General features: G+C 54.3%; 13 protein-coding genes. 9 read left to right on the top strand and 4 right to left on the bottom strand.

From position 1 onward, the window contains the following. The first annotated feature begins 52 nt into the window (after window positions 1-52). Window positions 53-640, top strand: coding sequence for a hypothetical protein (locus IPH75_06890; protein MBK7141787.1), 588 nt, complete (start codon window positions 53-55; stop codon window positions 638-640). A gap of 257 nt (window positions 641-897) precedes the next feature. On the opposite strand, the gene IPH75_06885 is transcribed toward IPH75_06890, so the two are convergent. Further along, on the bottom strand, window positions 898-1,395 hold the full coding sequence (locus IPH75_06885; protein ID MBK7141786.1) for a cytochrome c family protein: 498 nt from the start codon (window positions 1,393-1,395) through the stop codon (window positions 898-900). Window positions 1,396-1,634: 239 nt separating this feature from the next. On the opposite strand from IPH75_06885, the gene IPH75_06880 reads away from it, so the two are divergent. From IPH75_06880 to IPH75_06845, 8 genes are all read left to right on the top strand, one after another. Then, window positions 1,635-2,846: a glycosyltransferase family 4 protein gene (locus IPH75_06880; GenBank protein MBK7141785.1), complete on the top strand. Its 1,212-nt coding sequence runs from the start codon at window positions 1,635-1,637 to the stop codon at window positions 2,844-2,846. 78 nt (window positions 2,847-2,924) lie between these two features. After that, on the top strand, window positions 2,925-4,352 hold the full coding sequence (locus IPH75_06875) for an aminotransferase class V-fold PLP-dependent enzyme (protein ID MBK7141784.1): 1,428 nt from the start codon (window positions 2,925-2,927) through the stop codon (window positions 4,350-4,352). 6 nt (window positions 4,353-4,358) lie between these two features. Beyond that, window positions 4,359-5,429, top strand: a complete 1,071-nt coding sequence (gene wecB / locus IPH75_06870; GenBank protein ID MBK7141783.1) for a UDP-N-acetylglucosamine 2-epimerase (non-hydrolyzing) — start codon at window positions 4,359-4,361, stop codon at window positions 5,427-5,429. 20 nt (window positions 5,430-5,449) lie between these two features. Then, window positions 5,450-6,493 (top strand): hypothetical protein, encoded by a 1,044-nt coding sequence (locus tag IPH75_06865; protein ID MBK7141782.1) that lies wholly within the window; start codon window positions 5,450-5,452, stop codon window positions 6,491-6,493. A gap of 249 nt (window positions 6,494-6,742) precedes the next feature. Then, a complete protein-coding gene (locus tag IPH75_06860; protein MBK7141781.1) occupies window positions 6,743-7,375 on the top strand; it encodes a LemA family protein in 633 nt (210 codons plus the stop codon). A 13-nt stretch (window positions 7,376-7,388) separates the two neighbouring features. After that, complete coding sequence (locus tag IPH75_06855) at window positions 7,389-8,135, top strand: TPM domain-containing protein (GenBank protein MBK7141780.1); 747 nt, start codon at window positions 7,389-7,391, stop codon at window positions 8,133-8,135. 11 nt (window positions 8,136-8,146) lie between these two features. Continuing rightward, complete coding sequence (locus IPH75_06850; GenBank protein MBK7141779.1) at window positions 8,147-8,782, top strand: hypothetical protein; 636 nt, start codon at window positions 8,147-8,149, stop codon at window positions 8,780-8,782. Between the two features lie 59 nt (window positions 8,783-8,841). Further along, window positions 8,842-10,038 carry a cation:proton antiporter gene (locus IPH75_06845; protein MBK7141778.1) on the top strand — a complete coding sequence of 399 codons (1,197 nt, stop codon included), beginning with the start codon at window positions 8,842-8,844 and terminating at the stop codon, window positions 10,036-10,038. Between the two features lie 20 nt (window positions 10,039-10,058). Here IPH75_06845 and IPH75_06840 read toward each other — a convergent pair whose 3' ends face one another. From IPH75_06840 to IPH75_06830, 3 genes are read right to left on the bottom strand one after another with little or no spacing between them, the layout of a single operon-like run. Beyond that, window positions 10,059-11,294, bottom strand: a complete 1,236-nt coding sequence (locus IPH75_06840; GenBank protein MBK7141777.1) for a glycosyltransferase — start codon at window positions 11,292-11,294, stop codon at window positions 10,059-10,061. After that, a complete protein-coding gene (locus IPH75_06835) occupies window positions 11,287-11,931 on the bottom strand; it encodes a hypothetical protein (GenBank protein ID MBK7141776.1) in 645 nt (214 codons plus the stop codon). The genes IPH75_06840 and IPH75_06835 overlap by 8 nt, the downstream gene beginning before the upstream one ends. After that, a complete protein-coding gene (locus IPH75_06830; protein ID MBK7141775.1) occupies window positions 11,928-14,144 on the bottom strand; it encodes a bifunctional alpha,alpha-trehalose-phosphate synthase (UDP-forming)/trehalose-phosphatase in 2,217 nt (738 codons plus the stop codon). Before IPH75_06830 ends, IPH75_06835 begins: the two co-directional genes overlap by 4 nt. Window positions 14,145-14,284 lie beyond the last annotated feature (140 nt).

Below are 14,284 nucleotides of genomic sequence, written 5' to 3'. Positions count from 1 at the left end.
TCGATAGTACTGTAGGGCGGGTTCTGCAAGGAACCCGCCTTTTTATTCTCAGTTGAATTGCCAGAACTATTTCATGCTTCCTGAATACTTCGCGATCATCGGCGCCATCATCGGCTCGCTCGGCGGCCTTTATTATCTATACGATACCATCATGGGCAAAGCTCAGCCCAACCGTGTGACCTGGCTGCTTTGGGGGATCTTCCCGATGGTCATCTTTGTGGCGCAACGAGCGCAGGGGGTCGAGAGTCTGTCATGGACATCGTTTGTCGCCGGCTTCACGCCGTTCCTGATCGTTGCGGCATCATACTTCAACAAAAAGGCCTATTGGAAAAGCAGCCCTCGCGATTACTATCTGATGGCGGCGGCTTTGGTCGGCATTATCCTCTGGGCAATTACCGACAATCCGAACCTTGCGCTGTTGTTTTCACTGGTGGCGGATATTTTGGCGGCGATTCCGACGCTCATCAAGTCGATCAGTCATCCGCGATCCGAGAGTTGGATCGGCTACAGTATCAGCGCGTTTGGATTTGGAATCAGCCTGCTGTCGGTGCAGGTATTCGACTTTGAGAATACGTCATTCGTAGCTTACGTGTTTGTTCTTAACGCGACACTTGCGGTTCTGGCCACACGAAGACGGTAGTTCGTTTTATCACATTGATGTCGGGTTTCGCTGCGCTTTTCCTTGAAAAGTGCTGATCTCCTTGAAAATCCGCTCAACCCGACCTACAGCACTTCTATGCATGGGATCGCCACGCCTTGCCCTCGACAATTTGTCTTGAGAAATCCGTCCTCTGCCTGGCAAGGCTCGCGATGACGTCTATTAGTTTACAGTGAAGGCTGAAAAAAACGGCTCCCGTTGAGGAGCCGTTATCTCTATCCGATTGAAAATCGAACTGCTTACTTCGCAGCGACCGGGTGGACCAAACCTTTTGCCTTTTCGAAATCGAACGGCTTAAAGTTGGCATTACCTTCGGCTTTGTGGCAAGCGGCGGTGCAGGTTTCGGCGGTCGGGATAACCAGACCGGCGGCAACCGCGGCCTTGCGACCAGCGGCCTTATCCGTATAGGCCTTTTTGCTCATGATAGCCGGCTTTTTGTATTCAGAGCCAGCGCCGTGGCAAGCTTCGCAGCCAACCGACGTGATCATCGTACCATCAGCCATTGCACCGGTCTGGTGGCAGCCGACGCACTCCGGCTTCGCCTGTTCTTCGGGCTTCAGCAGATCAAACGCCTTGGCATGACCAGTGGTCAGCCAGGAATCATACTGAGCCTTGTGGCACATTTTGCATCCCTTTTCCGAGCCGACATAGGTCGGTTTGGCCTGGGCGGTCACAATAGCAGTCACCAGCATACCCATGGCGACGACGATTGCGATCAGGACAAGTAGCTTTCTCATTACGTAACCTCCTAATAGGACAAAATTGGTTGTCTCTATGCTTTTCTCTTATACGTTCCCTTGGCTTTTTTCGTCCCAATAATCGCCCGAATTATCGACGAAACAGCCGGTAAAAAGGATATTGAGAGTCGCCTAAGTTGTCAAGCTAATTGCATGTAGCAGAGGGGAAAATCGGCTTTTGGGGCGGTAAAAATCCTTGCGAACAACGGCCGGAAGCTGTACGTTCTAGTGCTATATTTATGAAAATACTGATAGTCACCCAGCATTTTCCCCCGGAGAGAGGCGCTGTTCGGCGTCTTTTTGAGTTTGCGCGTCATTTCGCGCATCAGGGGCATGATGTGTCTGTGATGACCGCTATCCCGAATTACCCGGATGGGATTGTCCCCCCGAAATACCGCGGCTCTTTCTTCTATATCGAAGAGATGGAAGGAGTTAAGGTCTACCGGAACTGGGTGCTGGCGGCCTCCAACCGCTATCCTGGGAAACGGATGGTCGGGTTCATTATTTTCCTGGTGACCTCGCTGATCAACTCGTTCCGGATCAAAACCAAGTTTGATGTTATCCTGGCGTCGACGCCGCCGGTCACCACGCCGCTGATCGGGTGGGTCCTCAGCAAACTTCGCCGGACCAAACTGATCATCGAGATCCGCGACCTTCAGCCGGAATCGGCGGAGGATTTCGGCAACCTGAATCGCTCGCTTTTCACCCGTGCGCTCAAAAAACTGATGCATTGGCTGTACCGTCGGGCCGACCTGGTGGTGCCGGTGACCAGCGGCATGCGCGATTATCTACTCGAAATCGGCCTCAAGCCTGAGAGAGTGGTGACGGTCAAATCAGGATTTAGTTCTGAGTTTGCTGAGGCCGGCTACAATGGCGTCCGGAAAAAATTCGGCTGGGAAGAGAAGTTCTTGGTTCTCTATGCCGGTACACTTGGCTGGGCGCATTCACTGGAGACCGTGATCGAGGCGGCCCGTCAATTGACCGACCAGCCGGATATCTGCTTTGTCTTTGTCGGCGATGGTCAGAAGCGGGAAGCGCTCGAAGGAATGGTTCGTGACTACGGCCTCAAGAATGTTGTGTTTGTCGGTTCGCAACCGCTTGAAGTGATCCCGTATTTCCTCAAGACCAGCAACGTGCTGGTGCATAGTCTCAAGGATGTTCCAGTGACTCGCTCGGGGGTTCCTTCCAAGCTGTACGAATATATGGCATCCGGTCGTCCGATCCTGTTCGGCTCACACGATGGCGAAGCGATCAACGAACTGGACAAAGCGGGTGGCGCGCTGGCATTCCCGCCCGATAATCCGGAGAAGCTGTGCGATTTGATCATGGCGCTCAAAGAGGGTAGGATCGATGGCGAGCGGCTGGGCAGCCAATATCTCGAGTATGCGCGCGATCATCATGCCCGCGAACTCTGGGCGACGAAATATCTCGAAGCGATTCACAAGATCTGACCGGACAAATTTCGGTTTCTTCCCGTTTCTCCCATCCGTATATTGCACATCAACTTTTGGTCAAGGTGAGGTAAACTTATGTGTAGTCAGCCTGGGGCTATCGCGACTCGTGAAAAACTGGAAATCTCCGATCTTCCGTCGCTTCTGATCGGCGCCGACACGGTAGTGCCGACCCTACATGGCCCCAAGCGCTATATCAATTTCGACAACGCTGCCTCTACCCCGACCTTTCAGCCGATCGCTGACTCGGTCACTTCGTTTCTCAAGTGGTACTCCAATGTGCATCGTGGGACCGGCTTCAAATCGCAGTTATCGAGCTGGATGTACGAGACCTCGCGCGATATCGTCGCCGAATTTATCGGTGTCGACCTCAGCACCCATGTCGTGATCTTCACCAAAAACACCACCGAAGCGATCAACAAACTGGCGAATCGTTTTCCGCTCCAGTATGACGATATCGTGCTGACCACCCTGATGGAGCACCATTCGAATGAACTTCCGTGGCGACGGGTCGCCCAGGTGGAGCATATCGGCTTGAATCCCGATGGGACAATCAGCAAAGAGCATTTCGTGATGCTGCTGAAGCAGCATGGCGGCAAAGTGAAACTGGTCGCCCTGACCGGCGCTTCCAATGTGACCGGCTATATCAATGACCTCGACTTTTTTGCTTTTGAGGCCCACAAGCATGGGGCGAAAATCCTGGTCGATGGCGCGCAGTTGGTGCCGCATCGCCCGGTCGACATGAAATCCGGGGATTCCCCTTATCACATCGACTATCTCGTTTTCTCCGGACATAAGATCTATGCGCCGTTTGGCGTCGGCGTGCTGGTGGTCGACAAAGAGACGTTCGAGCAGGGTGAGCCGGATTCAGTCGGCGGCGGCGTGGTGGATATTGTCACGCTCGAAGAAGCGTATTGGACTGATCTCCCGGACAAAGAAGAGGCGGGCACACCCGATATCATCGGCGTGGTAGCGCTCGGCAAAGCGATCAAGCTGTTTGAGTCAGTCGGCTGGGATGCGATAATCCGACATGAAGCCGACTTAACCGCCTACGCACTGACAGAACTTCGAGAGATCCCGGGTGTCACCCTGTATGGGGATACCAACCCGGCCCACTCGGCGGATCGATTGGGAGTGATCTCACTTAATATCGGAGACCTTCCACACTCATTGGCGGCGGCGATCCTGAGCTACGAGGGGGCGATCGGCGTTCGTTCCGGTTGTTTCTGCGCGCATACCTATGTTAAGTCATTGCTACGGGTATCGGAGGCGAATTCGAAACTGCTGGAGCAGCAGATCCTCGCACGCGACCGTTCGCAGATCCCCGGCGCGATCCGGATGTCGTTTGGTCTTTATAATACCCGCGCCGAAATAGATGAGTTTGTCGCCCAGGTGAAGAAGATAGCTTCCGGCGACTATTTCAAGGGGTATGTGCTGGACAGAGAAGCCGGCGAATGGACCCCACCCCAGTTTAAGGTTCGGTTTGAAGAGTATTTCAAGCTGTAGGATTGCATGAAGATCCTCACTGTTGTCGGGGCGCGTCCGCAGTTCATCAAAGCGGCGGCGGTCAGCCGGGAGATCGCCAGAATTCCGGCACTCACCGAAAAGATCATCCATACCGGCCAGCATTTTGATGACAATATGTCGGAAGTTTTCTTCCGCGATATGCAGATCCCGACTCCTGCATTCAATCTCAATATCCATTCGCTTTCGCATGGCGCTATGACCGGCCAGATGCTGGTCCGGCTCGAAGAGATATTTCTCTCTGAAAAGCCGGATATGGTGATGGTCTACGGCGACACCAATTCCACGCTCGCGGGCGCGCTGGCGGCGGCCAAACTGCATATTCCGGTCGCGCATGTTGAGGCAGGATTGCGGTCATTCCGAATGTCGATGCCCGAGGAGATCAACCGGGTGATGACCGACCGGATTGCATCGCTGCTATTCTGTCCGACCGATACCGCAGTAGCCAATCTCAAGGCGGAGGGAGTGGAACGGTCAGGGGCGCGTATTGTGAAGTGTGGTGATGTGATGTATGATTGCGCGCTCTATTACGGGAAGATCGCGGAAGAGAAGTCGACCATTCTCCATTGCCTGAAACATGACCGCTTTGCACTCTGCACAGTGCATCGAGCGGAGAATACCGATGAGCCGAAGAATCTGAAAGCAATCTTCGAAGCGCTCGATCAAATCAATGCGGAACTGCCGGTGATACTGCCGATTCATCCGCGGACACGGAAGATAGCCGAATCGCTCGGCCTCAAGACCGGCGTGACTTTGCTCGAGCCGGTCAGCTATTTTGATATGCTGCAACTGCTGCAGAAGTGCGAGATCGTGCTGACTGATTCGGGCGGTCTGCAGAAAGAGGCGTATTTCTTCGGCAAGCCGTGCGTGACATTGCGTGACGAAACCGAGTGGGTGGAGTTGGTGGAGGTTGGGGCGAACCGGGTTACCGGCGCGGATGTTTCGAAGATTGTCGCGGCTTGCCGCGAGATGCGGGGGACGACGATTGCGACGGACAGGCGGTTGTATGGGGATGGGGATGCGGCGCGGAGGATAGCGGAAGAGCTGGCTGGCTCTTGATCGCTGACCGGGGGTAGAACGTGAGCAGAAATCCAGGAGCTGAAAAAATTAAGGGAGAAAGTACAGGCAGCCTGTTGCGCCTGGCCGGCCTTCTTACTCTGGGTATTGCGCTGCTCTCCGAAACGCTATTCTTCATAATTGTCTCCACCTGCCCTGTCAATCTACTCGACAAAACTCTCTTACAGTATCCGGACATTTCAGGCAGTATCTTTGTTCGCAACCTTAGTTATTACTCGCCTTCCTGTGGGTGCAAAGGATCACACGAGTTTCCATTTCCATTTCAAGACGCCACGGTCCTCTGTACAATCGATAATGACACTCTCGTACTATGCTCTTATGCGCCGCTTGACACGGGCCTCACCCGTGAACAGGCGGAACAAATGACCACACACGAGGTCTCCTACTTCTACAAGCATCTGCCATTCACAGGTTTTTTCGAGAAGATCACAGCTTTGAATGGCATGTATTCCATCCCATACTTCCTTGACTATGATCAGGTCAGTAAACGCTTCGTTCGTTGGGACCCTAGGGACGATAAGTTGCAGTTACTCGATAGAGATTTCGAGCTGGTCAGAGAAATGACCCCCGATTTGAAGATTGGCGACGTCAACAACAGCATATGGGGGCTTGAATTCGTCAAGGCCGGAATAGCGGTACAGTTTACAGACACATTGCGGATCTACCAACTTGTTGGTGACTCATTGATAGCTACCGACAAGGTATACAGGTCAACAGACCTTGATGCAGTGTCGCATTCGGGAGAATTGGCTATCTTCAGTCGGCGAAGTGAGGATGAAGCAATACCGTACCTGCTGGACATTGCTACTGGAGATGTCAAGAAATTGCACTTCAAGCAGAAGTTCAGGAGCGCATGTTTTTCGCCAAACGATTCACTCATAGCGTACAGCCGTGTAACAAACAATTTGACGGATGACGTTACATTGTTCATTTATGACCTGTATTCGGGCAGGCTACGTAAAACTGGTGTACAAAACGCTGTCGGAATCAAAGCCTGGGTACGAAGCGGGCCGCCCGTGGCAGACAGCCTGGTTCAGTCGGACTGACCAAAATGTCGAACTAAGACTGGATTCCCGCCTGCGCGGAATGATGCGGCTACCTTCTGTCGGGTCGAACGGAGCATGCCCTGAACTTGTTTCAGAGACGAGACCCGAAACCCAACGACTCCCAAAGCGCTCTCGCACCCCAAATTTTTCACTTTCTTCTGAATAATCGATTCGGTACATAGTAGTAGTCATACAACCGGCTCCGGCCGGATAACCTGATAACAACAGATATCGATACAAGGAGAACCCATGAAGGTTTTCGGCATTATCCTCGGTGTCCTGCTACTGCTGGCGATCATCCTCGGTGGATGGATCTGGTCGGCTCGTGGCGGCCTGATCGAGAAAAACACCACTGTCGACCAGCAGTGGGCGCAGGTGCAGAATGTCTATCAGCGCCGATTCGACCTGATCCCGAATTTGGTCGCCTCGGTGGATAATTTCATGCAGCGCCAACAGCAGACGTTGGTTGATGTCATCGCCATGCGTCAGCGCGTGATCGACCTGAAATCGCAGGCCGACAATGCGCTGGGACAGCAGAACCCGGCGTTGCTCGATTCGATCTCCGGTCAGCTCTCCCGCCAGTTGAATTCATTCATCAATGTGGTGGTGGAGCAGTATCCCGAGATCAAAGGGGACCAGAACTATTCCGACCTGATGGCCGCGATCGAGGGTTCCGAAAACCGTATCGCGCAGGAACGGAAAGCGTACAACGATGCCGTGCGCGAGTACAATGTCTACCGTCAGAAAGGGGTCGGCCCGCTGATCGCCGGCGCGATCTTTGGATTCGCATACGAGCGGACTTTCTTTGCGGCACAGGCTGAAGCGCAGACCGCGCCGAGCGTGAAGGATGCCTTCAATTCCGGCCAACCGAGCGGCAACTAACGAGTAGATGACTGTGAAGCGACTGTTCTTTCTTGTCGGGCTTCTCTCTCTGCTGCTGACCCTTCCGGTCGCGGCCAAAGAGACGATCAAATACGATGGTCCGGTCACTGATATGGCCGGACTGCTCTCCAAGTCAGAGGAACAGCAGCTTGAGCAGAAGATCATCAGTTATCGTGAGGCATCAACCAACGAGATAGGTGTGCTGATCGTCCAATCGCTCGATGGGATGGCGATCGAAGACTTCTCGTATGGCATATACAAAAGTTGGGGAATCGGCGCCAAAGGTAAGGACAATGGCGTCCTGCTGGTGATCGCTCTCGATGAAAAGCGGACACGCGTTGAAGTCGGGTATGGCCTCGAAGGCGACCTGACCGATATCGAGTCCTCGCGGCTGATTCGCAAGGATGCTCCCATGTCGGATCTTTTCCGGCAGGGGAAATTTGCCGAAGGGATATCGATGGGGATCGACGGCATAATCCAGGCGATCGGTGGTGAGTACAATCCACCGAAGAAGAAGAAAAGCAAGAAGGATCTCCCCTTCCCGATCGTCGGGCTGGCGATCTTCATGCTCTTTTTCGTTCTGCCGGCGATCCGTCGCAGTAAGCGTGGTTCCTCCTGGACCTCGGGTGGGCCATTCGGCGGGTTCGGTGGCGGCATGATGGGTGGACGCGGCTTTGGCGGCGGTTCATCCGGTGGCGGCGGTGGATTCAGTTTTGGCGGCGGTTCATCCGGCGGCGGCGGCGCCAGCGGTGGATGGTAAGGTGATGTGACATGGCGACACTGGCAGACAAATATTTCTCCAAAAATGACATGGATGCGATCGAAAAAGCGATCGCCGGGGCCGAATCACACTCGGCCGGTGAACTGGTCGTGCAGGTAGCCTCACGCTCCAAAAACTGGTTGCTGGAGAAATCGCTGGTCGCTTCTCTGATCGGTATTGTCTCGCTGATCATTGGACTTTTTCTCACTCGCGAACATGCCTGGGGATACGACTACGACCTGGTTCAGGGAGCGCTTTTTGGAGTTGTTGGTTTTCTGGTCGCGTTTTTTCTGGGCGGCCGACTGATGAAAAATCGGATGCGCTGTCGCGGTATTGTCTGGAAACGCGGACTTGAGCTGTTCTCGCAACTGTCTCCAACCAAAGGACAAACAGCCGTCCTGATCTTTGTTTCGCTTGAGGAAGAACAGGCCGCGGTGATGGCCGACAAACTGATCGCCTCAAAACTACCGGCAGATTACTGGGATAAACCGCATGCGATGATCATGCGCGGCTTCAAGGCCGGTGCGCATGCGGAAGGGATCATCGAGGCGATCCAGGAGATCGGCTCACAATTGACCGCACACTTTCCACGGCAGTCGGATGATACCGATGAACTGCCGAACCGTCCGACCATACTCGACCGCTAGGCGTCTTTTAGAGCGCAATTTCTCTTGCATATTCCATCCTTCCGGCCATAAAATGGACTATGGCTGTCTCTTCCAACGAACTCTATTATATCCTGTTGCTGTTTGCGCTGTTCATCGTGCCGCGTGTATTACAGCGATTTCGCTTGCCGAGCGCAATCACCTGTGTCGGTTTGGGCGCAGTGGCCGGATTGGGATTGGAGCTGTTCCACGGGGATGGGACAGTCCAGATGCTGGCTACTCTCGGAATTGTGGCGCTCTTTCTGTTTGCGGGGCTGGATGTTGACTTTGTCGAGTTGTACCGGCATCGCGGGATAGTGGCACAACATCTGGCGCTGTTCGTGGGTTCATTGGCACTGGTGACCGTGCTCGCAGTATGGCTGTTCAAGCTTGATCTGCGACCGGCTATGCTGGTAGCGCTGGCACTGATCACTCCCTCCACCGGATTCATTCTCGATTCTCTGCATTCGCTTGGCTTGTCGGAACAGGAACGTTTCTGGATCCGGACCAAGGCGATCGCAAGTGAGATTGTCGCATTGCTGGTTCTATTTTTTGTGCTGCAGACAACCACTGTGCCGCAGTTTGCCAAGTCGCTGGGGATCATGGCCGGGCTGGTGATCCTGTTGCCACTGTTATTCAAGATGTTCGCGGACTGGATACTGCCGTACGCGCCGCGGACGGAATTTACCTTCATGGTGATCGTCGCGGTAGCGGCGGCGTTTGTGACTCTGCGGCTGGGGGTCTACTATCTGGTCGGGGCCTTCATTGTCGGACTGGTGGCTCACCGGTTTCAGCACGAGTTACCCGCGCTCGCCTCTGATAAAACCATGCATGCACTGGAGCTGTTTGCATCGTTTTTCATCCCGTTCTATTTCTTTTCCGCGGGCTTGCATCTGGAACGATCTGATTTCAGCCCGCTCGCTTTGTTGGTCGGTGGTGGATTCATCCTGATAATGGTGCCACTTCGACTTCTACCGGTGGCGTTGCACCGACGAATGGTGCTCAAAGAACCGCTCAAGGTTGGGATGCGGATCAGCGCGTCAATGTTGCCGACACTGGTTTTTACTCTGGTACTCGCCGGGATCCTGCGAGATCGCTTTGACCTTCCCGGCTATCTGTTCGGTGGGTTGATCGTGTATACGCTGGCCAATACGTTGATCCCCGGTTTTGCGCTGGGAATATCTCCGTCAAGTTTCATGGAACCAAAGATCACAACAGAGGAATTTCTCCAACCCAGGGATCCCTCGGCCAAGGCGTGAACAGTTCCGGCTGATCGCTATTAGTGGGGCTCAGTATCCAATCGGACAATATCTCCCTCGTGATAGACCGACAAAAACAGCAGCAGATAATCGCGAATATGTCGGGTGATCAGGAAGTTGGTCCGGACATGTTCCTTCCCGTTTTTCCCCAATTTTTCGGCAAATTCCGGCTCCTGTAACAACTGCTTCAGGTAATGCGCGGTCCCTTCGATCGAATGCGACAGCATTCCCGAATAGCGATGGGCGATCTGCAGAGGTATGCCGCCGACCGCCGTTGCGATGACGGGTCTTCCTTTCCAGAGTGCTTCCGAGACAGTCAGTCCAAATCCCTCCTTGAGTGATTTTTGCATGACGACCGCCGAGGCTCGCTGCAGGGCGTTGATCTCTATATCGCTCGATGGGGGCAAAAACAAGACGTGAATATCCGGATCATCGGCCGCCGCGGCCCGGACCTCCTGCAAAACCTGCATCCCCTCCGGGTCATCGGTTGCACCGCCTCCGGCGAGGACCAGTTGGCAGTCGAGATGTCGTTTCACCATCTTGTAGACTTTGATGACGCCGACCGGATCCTTGAGATAGTCAAATCGGGAGATCTGGGTGACGATCGGCCGGTCGCGATCGATACCGAATCGTTCGAGGATCGAATCGATCACTGACTGCGGCAGTTCCTTATTTTTGTCGGCGAGTGGGTCGATCGATGGTGCGATCAGGACCTGCGGAATAGAGAGCGTCTGGGCGAAAGCCGGCGCCGAGAAGACTGCCGCATCATACTGCTGTATGTACGGATCCAGAAGCGCCATCAATTCTGGCCGCGGATTGGTGACATCGATATGACAACGCCAGAGCCATTTGCTGCCGATCTCGCTCTTGCGTTCGACCAGCCCGATCGGCTGGGGATCATGAATGTAGGTGATGTCGCGAGCGAAGGACATTTCCGCGGCATTCTGGCGATTGGTTTGCAGGAAGTGCTCCCACTCTTCGGGGGAGATGGCAACCTCAACACCATGCAGACCGTTGTGCATCTTCTTGGTAGTGGAGTAAAACTGCTCATCCCCTTTGATGACATCCCAGCGTGCATTCACCCCCATTTCGCGTAACAGCGGGATCATGCGGCTCAATATCTCCGCTACGCCGCCGCCGACTGCAGTGGAGTTGATATTCTGTATCTCCTTCCCCTCGAGATGCGAGGCGAGCGCCCGGAGTTCGTCGATCGTCCCCTGACCAACCAGTTCGGCATAGTCGCGTAGTTCAGGCATATCGTCCCACCGTGGTTAACAGACGTTTCCGCAGGCGTTCGAGAGTGATGGTGTATGGGTCGAACGTACTGATCTCAGATGCAAGCTTCTCCTTGCCCAATAAGCGGAACCAGGCGGAGAAATCATTCTCATCCCGCTTGAGACGAAGTGGCGCCTCAAAGACATGGAAATAGAGCGTATTGAGGCTGACCTGTTCCAGCGCACTGCAAAACTCTTTGAGATCGGCCACCAAATAAGGGGTGGGCACGATGAACGTGCGGCAACTGATGAAGTGGAATTCTTCGCCGGCTGAAGACGATGTCTGGTGCCCTCCCGCCTGGAGATAGCTGTCGATCCGCTCGATAAAGGCAGCGCGGATCGCCTCGACCTGCTTGTAGGAGACGATATCCACACTGGCCAGACTTTCCGAAAGGCCGTCGAGATTCAGCACATTGCCGATCCAGAAAGCAAAATCATTGGGCGGTTCCGGCGAAAGATAGTGGTGCTGCTGCAAAAAATGATGCGTGTGATAATAGATGGAGGCCGGCGGAACAGTGCGAATGCCTGCCAGCAGTTCGGTAGCAGACCGCGCCCTGAGCCCAAGTAACAGCACCTGGTGAGAGCGGGAGTAAAAACGAAAAGGGGGAGTTGTATTCATCGCGCTGCCTCCGTGTCCCAGGCCATCTGTTCGAGCAACTGTCGGACATCAAGGTAACTTCGCACATTAAACCTCGCACGTGATTGGACCATCCCGACTCGGATCGAGTAAGCGGATTCCGGCAGTACCGCAAAGAGATCCTCGTCCGTCCAGTCATCGCCGATTGCCAGCACGAAATCCGCTTTAGCCTGCGACATCCAGTCGAGTGCCGCGGTCCCCTTGTTGATCCCGGAGACTCGCACCTCGATCACCTTCTTCCCCGCCAACACCTGAAGATCAATATTGGCAGTGAGATTGACCAGGGTGTCGCGAAGTTCCGCTGCCCGGATCGCCGCTAGCTCCGGATCGGAACGTCGATAGTGCCAGGCCACCGAGTATTCCTTTTCTTCAACGAAGGCGCCGGGGAGTCGATCGGAAGTAGCCTGCAGCAACTGGAGGATCTGCGGCTTCCATTGGTTGGTGGCAGGTTTCAGTGTTCGCCAGCCATGGCCGATCGATCGGATCCAGATCCCATGCTCGGCGATCAAGTTGATCGGAAGTGGTTCGAACCAGGCGGCCATCGTCTCCTTGTCTCTTCCCGAGATCATCACCACCTGATTCCGTTCATCGGCACAAAGCGCCTCCAGCAGATAGAGAATATCGTCTGTCGGCTGGGCCGACTGGGGGTGGTCGAAATGCGGCATCAAGGTGCCGTCATAGTCGAGTAACAACAGACGATTCTCTGCATTTTGGAATGAGTCAATCATCTGCTCACGATCTCGCGGCTGGAGCGCACGGGCATACAGACGCTGCTGCTCCTGTTTGATCTGCGATAGTGAATTCATGAAATCGTCAGCCCAGGCATTAACGTCGTATCGTTGCAGTCTGCTTTGCATAGCAGACATTCGTATCATCTGGTCCTCGATCGGCATCTTTAGGGCGAGCTGGATCCCCTCGGCTACTTCTTCGATATCGTGCGGATTGACCAGGATCGCCTCGGTCAGCTCGCGCGCGGAGCCAGCCAGTTCCGAAAGGAGTAAAACGCCATCGAGTTCTATCCGGCTGGCGACATACTCTTTGGCGATCAGGTTCATTCCATCCCGAAGTGGGGTCACTACCGCAAGCGATGAGGCACGATAGAGCGCCGAAAGCTGATGCGGCGGGACCGATCTGAACTGGTACTGGATGGGCGTCCAGTGCAACTGGCTGAACCGTCCATTTACCTTGCCGACCTCGCGGTCGATCTCTCGTTTCATTTCATCGTATTTCTCCACACCCACACGGGACGGGATGACTATGACAATGAAGGTGACTCGCCCATGCCATTCAGGATATTTCTCGAGGAAGCGGGCAAACGCTTTCAGGCGGGTCTTGATCCCCTTGGAATAATCGAGTCGATCAATTGAGAGGATCAGCTTGGTTCCCTTGAAATGGCGCTCCAGCTCGGCGCGCTCTTTGACCGTCTCCGCCGAGCGGGCGAGTGTTTGCCAGGTATCGAACTCTATCCCCATCGGAAAGGTTTCGGCCAGCGCAAGGCGATTGGGCATCGCAATGCGTCCCATGTTATGCTCATATCCCATGATCCGCATTGCACTCTGCAGGAAATACTGTCGGTACTCCGGCGTGTGAAACCCGATCAGGTCGGCGGACAAAAGTCCCTCAAGAATGCCGCGACGCCACTGAGTCGGAAGCAGGCGAAAAACCTCATATGACGGCCAGGGAATGTGCAGGAAAAAGCCGATCGATGCATCGGGGATCCGTTCGCGGATCATCTGGGGAGCCAGCATGAGATGATAGTCCTGCACCCAGATCAGGTCGTCGGGGCGAGCGATCTCAAGTACCGCATCGGCAAAAAGCCGGTTGACGCGCACATACTCCGTCCAATGCTCTTCGAAGAACTGAGCATACACCAGGAAATAATGGAAAAGCGGCCAGAGGGTGGCATTGCAGAAGCCGAGATAGAACTGCTCCATGTCCTCGACCGAAAGATAGACCGGATGCGAACCCTGATTCCGGAGTTCGATAGCCAGATCGGCGCGGTCTTTCTCCGGTATTGCGGAGCCGGGCCAACCAATCCAGATCGTCTCTTCAATCTCGGTGCGTTGTTTTTTGAGACGTTCCAGCCAGGTGGCGAGCCCGCTGACAAGTCCGCCCGGACTTCGTTCACAGATCGGTGTGCCTTGATCATATCGAATGGACACCGGAAGGCGATTTGCGACAATGATAAGCCGCATGTGCATTTCCTCCATTCCGGAGAATCAGACAGATTCTCGAGTCAACACCCCCATATTAGTCTTACTGATAAGACGGGGCGAGGTTCCCAACTAGTGGGCAGAATCGAAAGCGATTGTGTTATAGGAATTTAGGACGACTA

The sequence above is a fragment of the bacterium genome, from assembly GCA_016708025.1.
Classification (GTDB): domain Bacteria; phylum Zixibacteria; class MSB-5A5; order GN15; family FEB-12; genus FEB-12.
The sequence above is the reverse complement of the archived record's forward strand: the minus strand, read 5'-3'. Positions and strand labels throughout refer to the sequence as shown.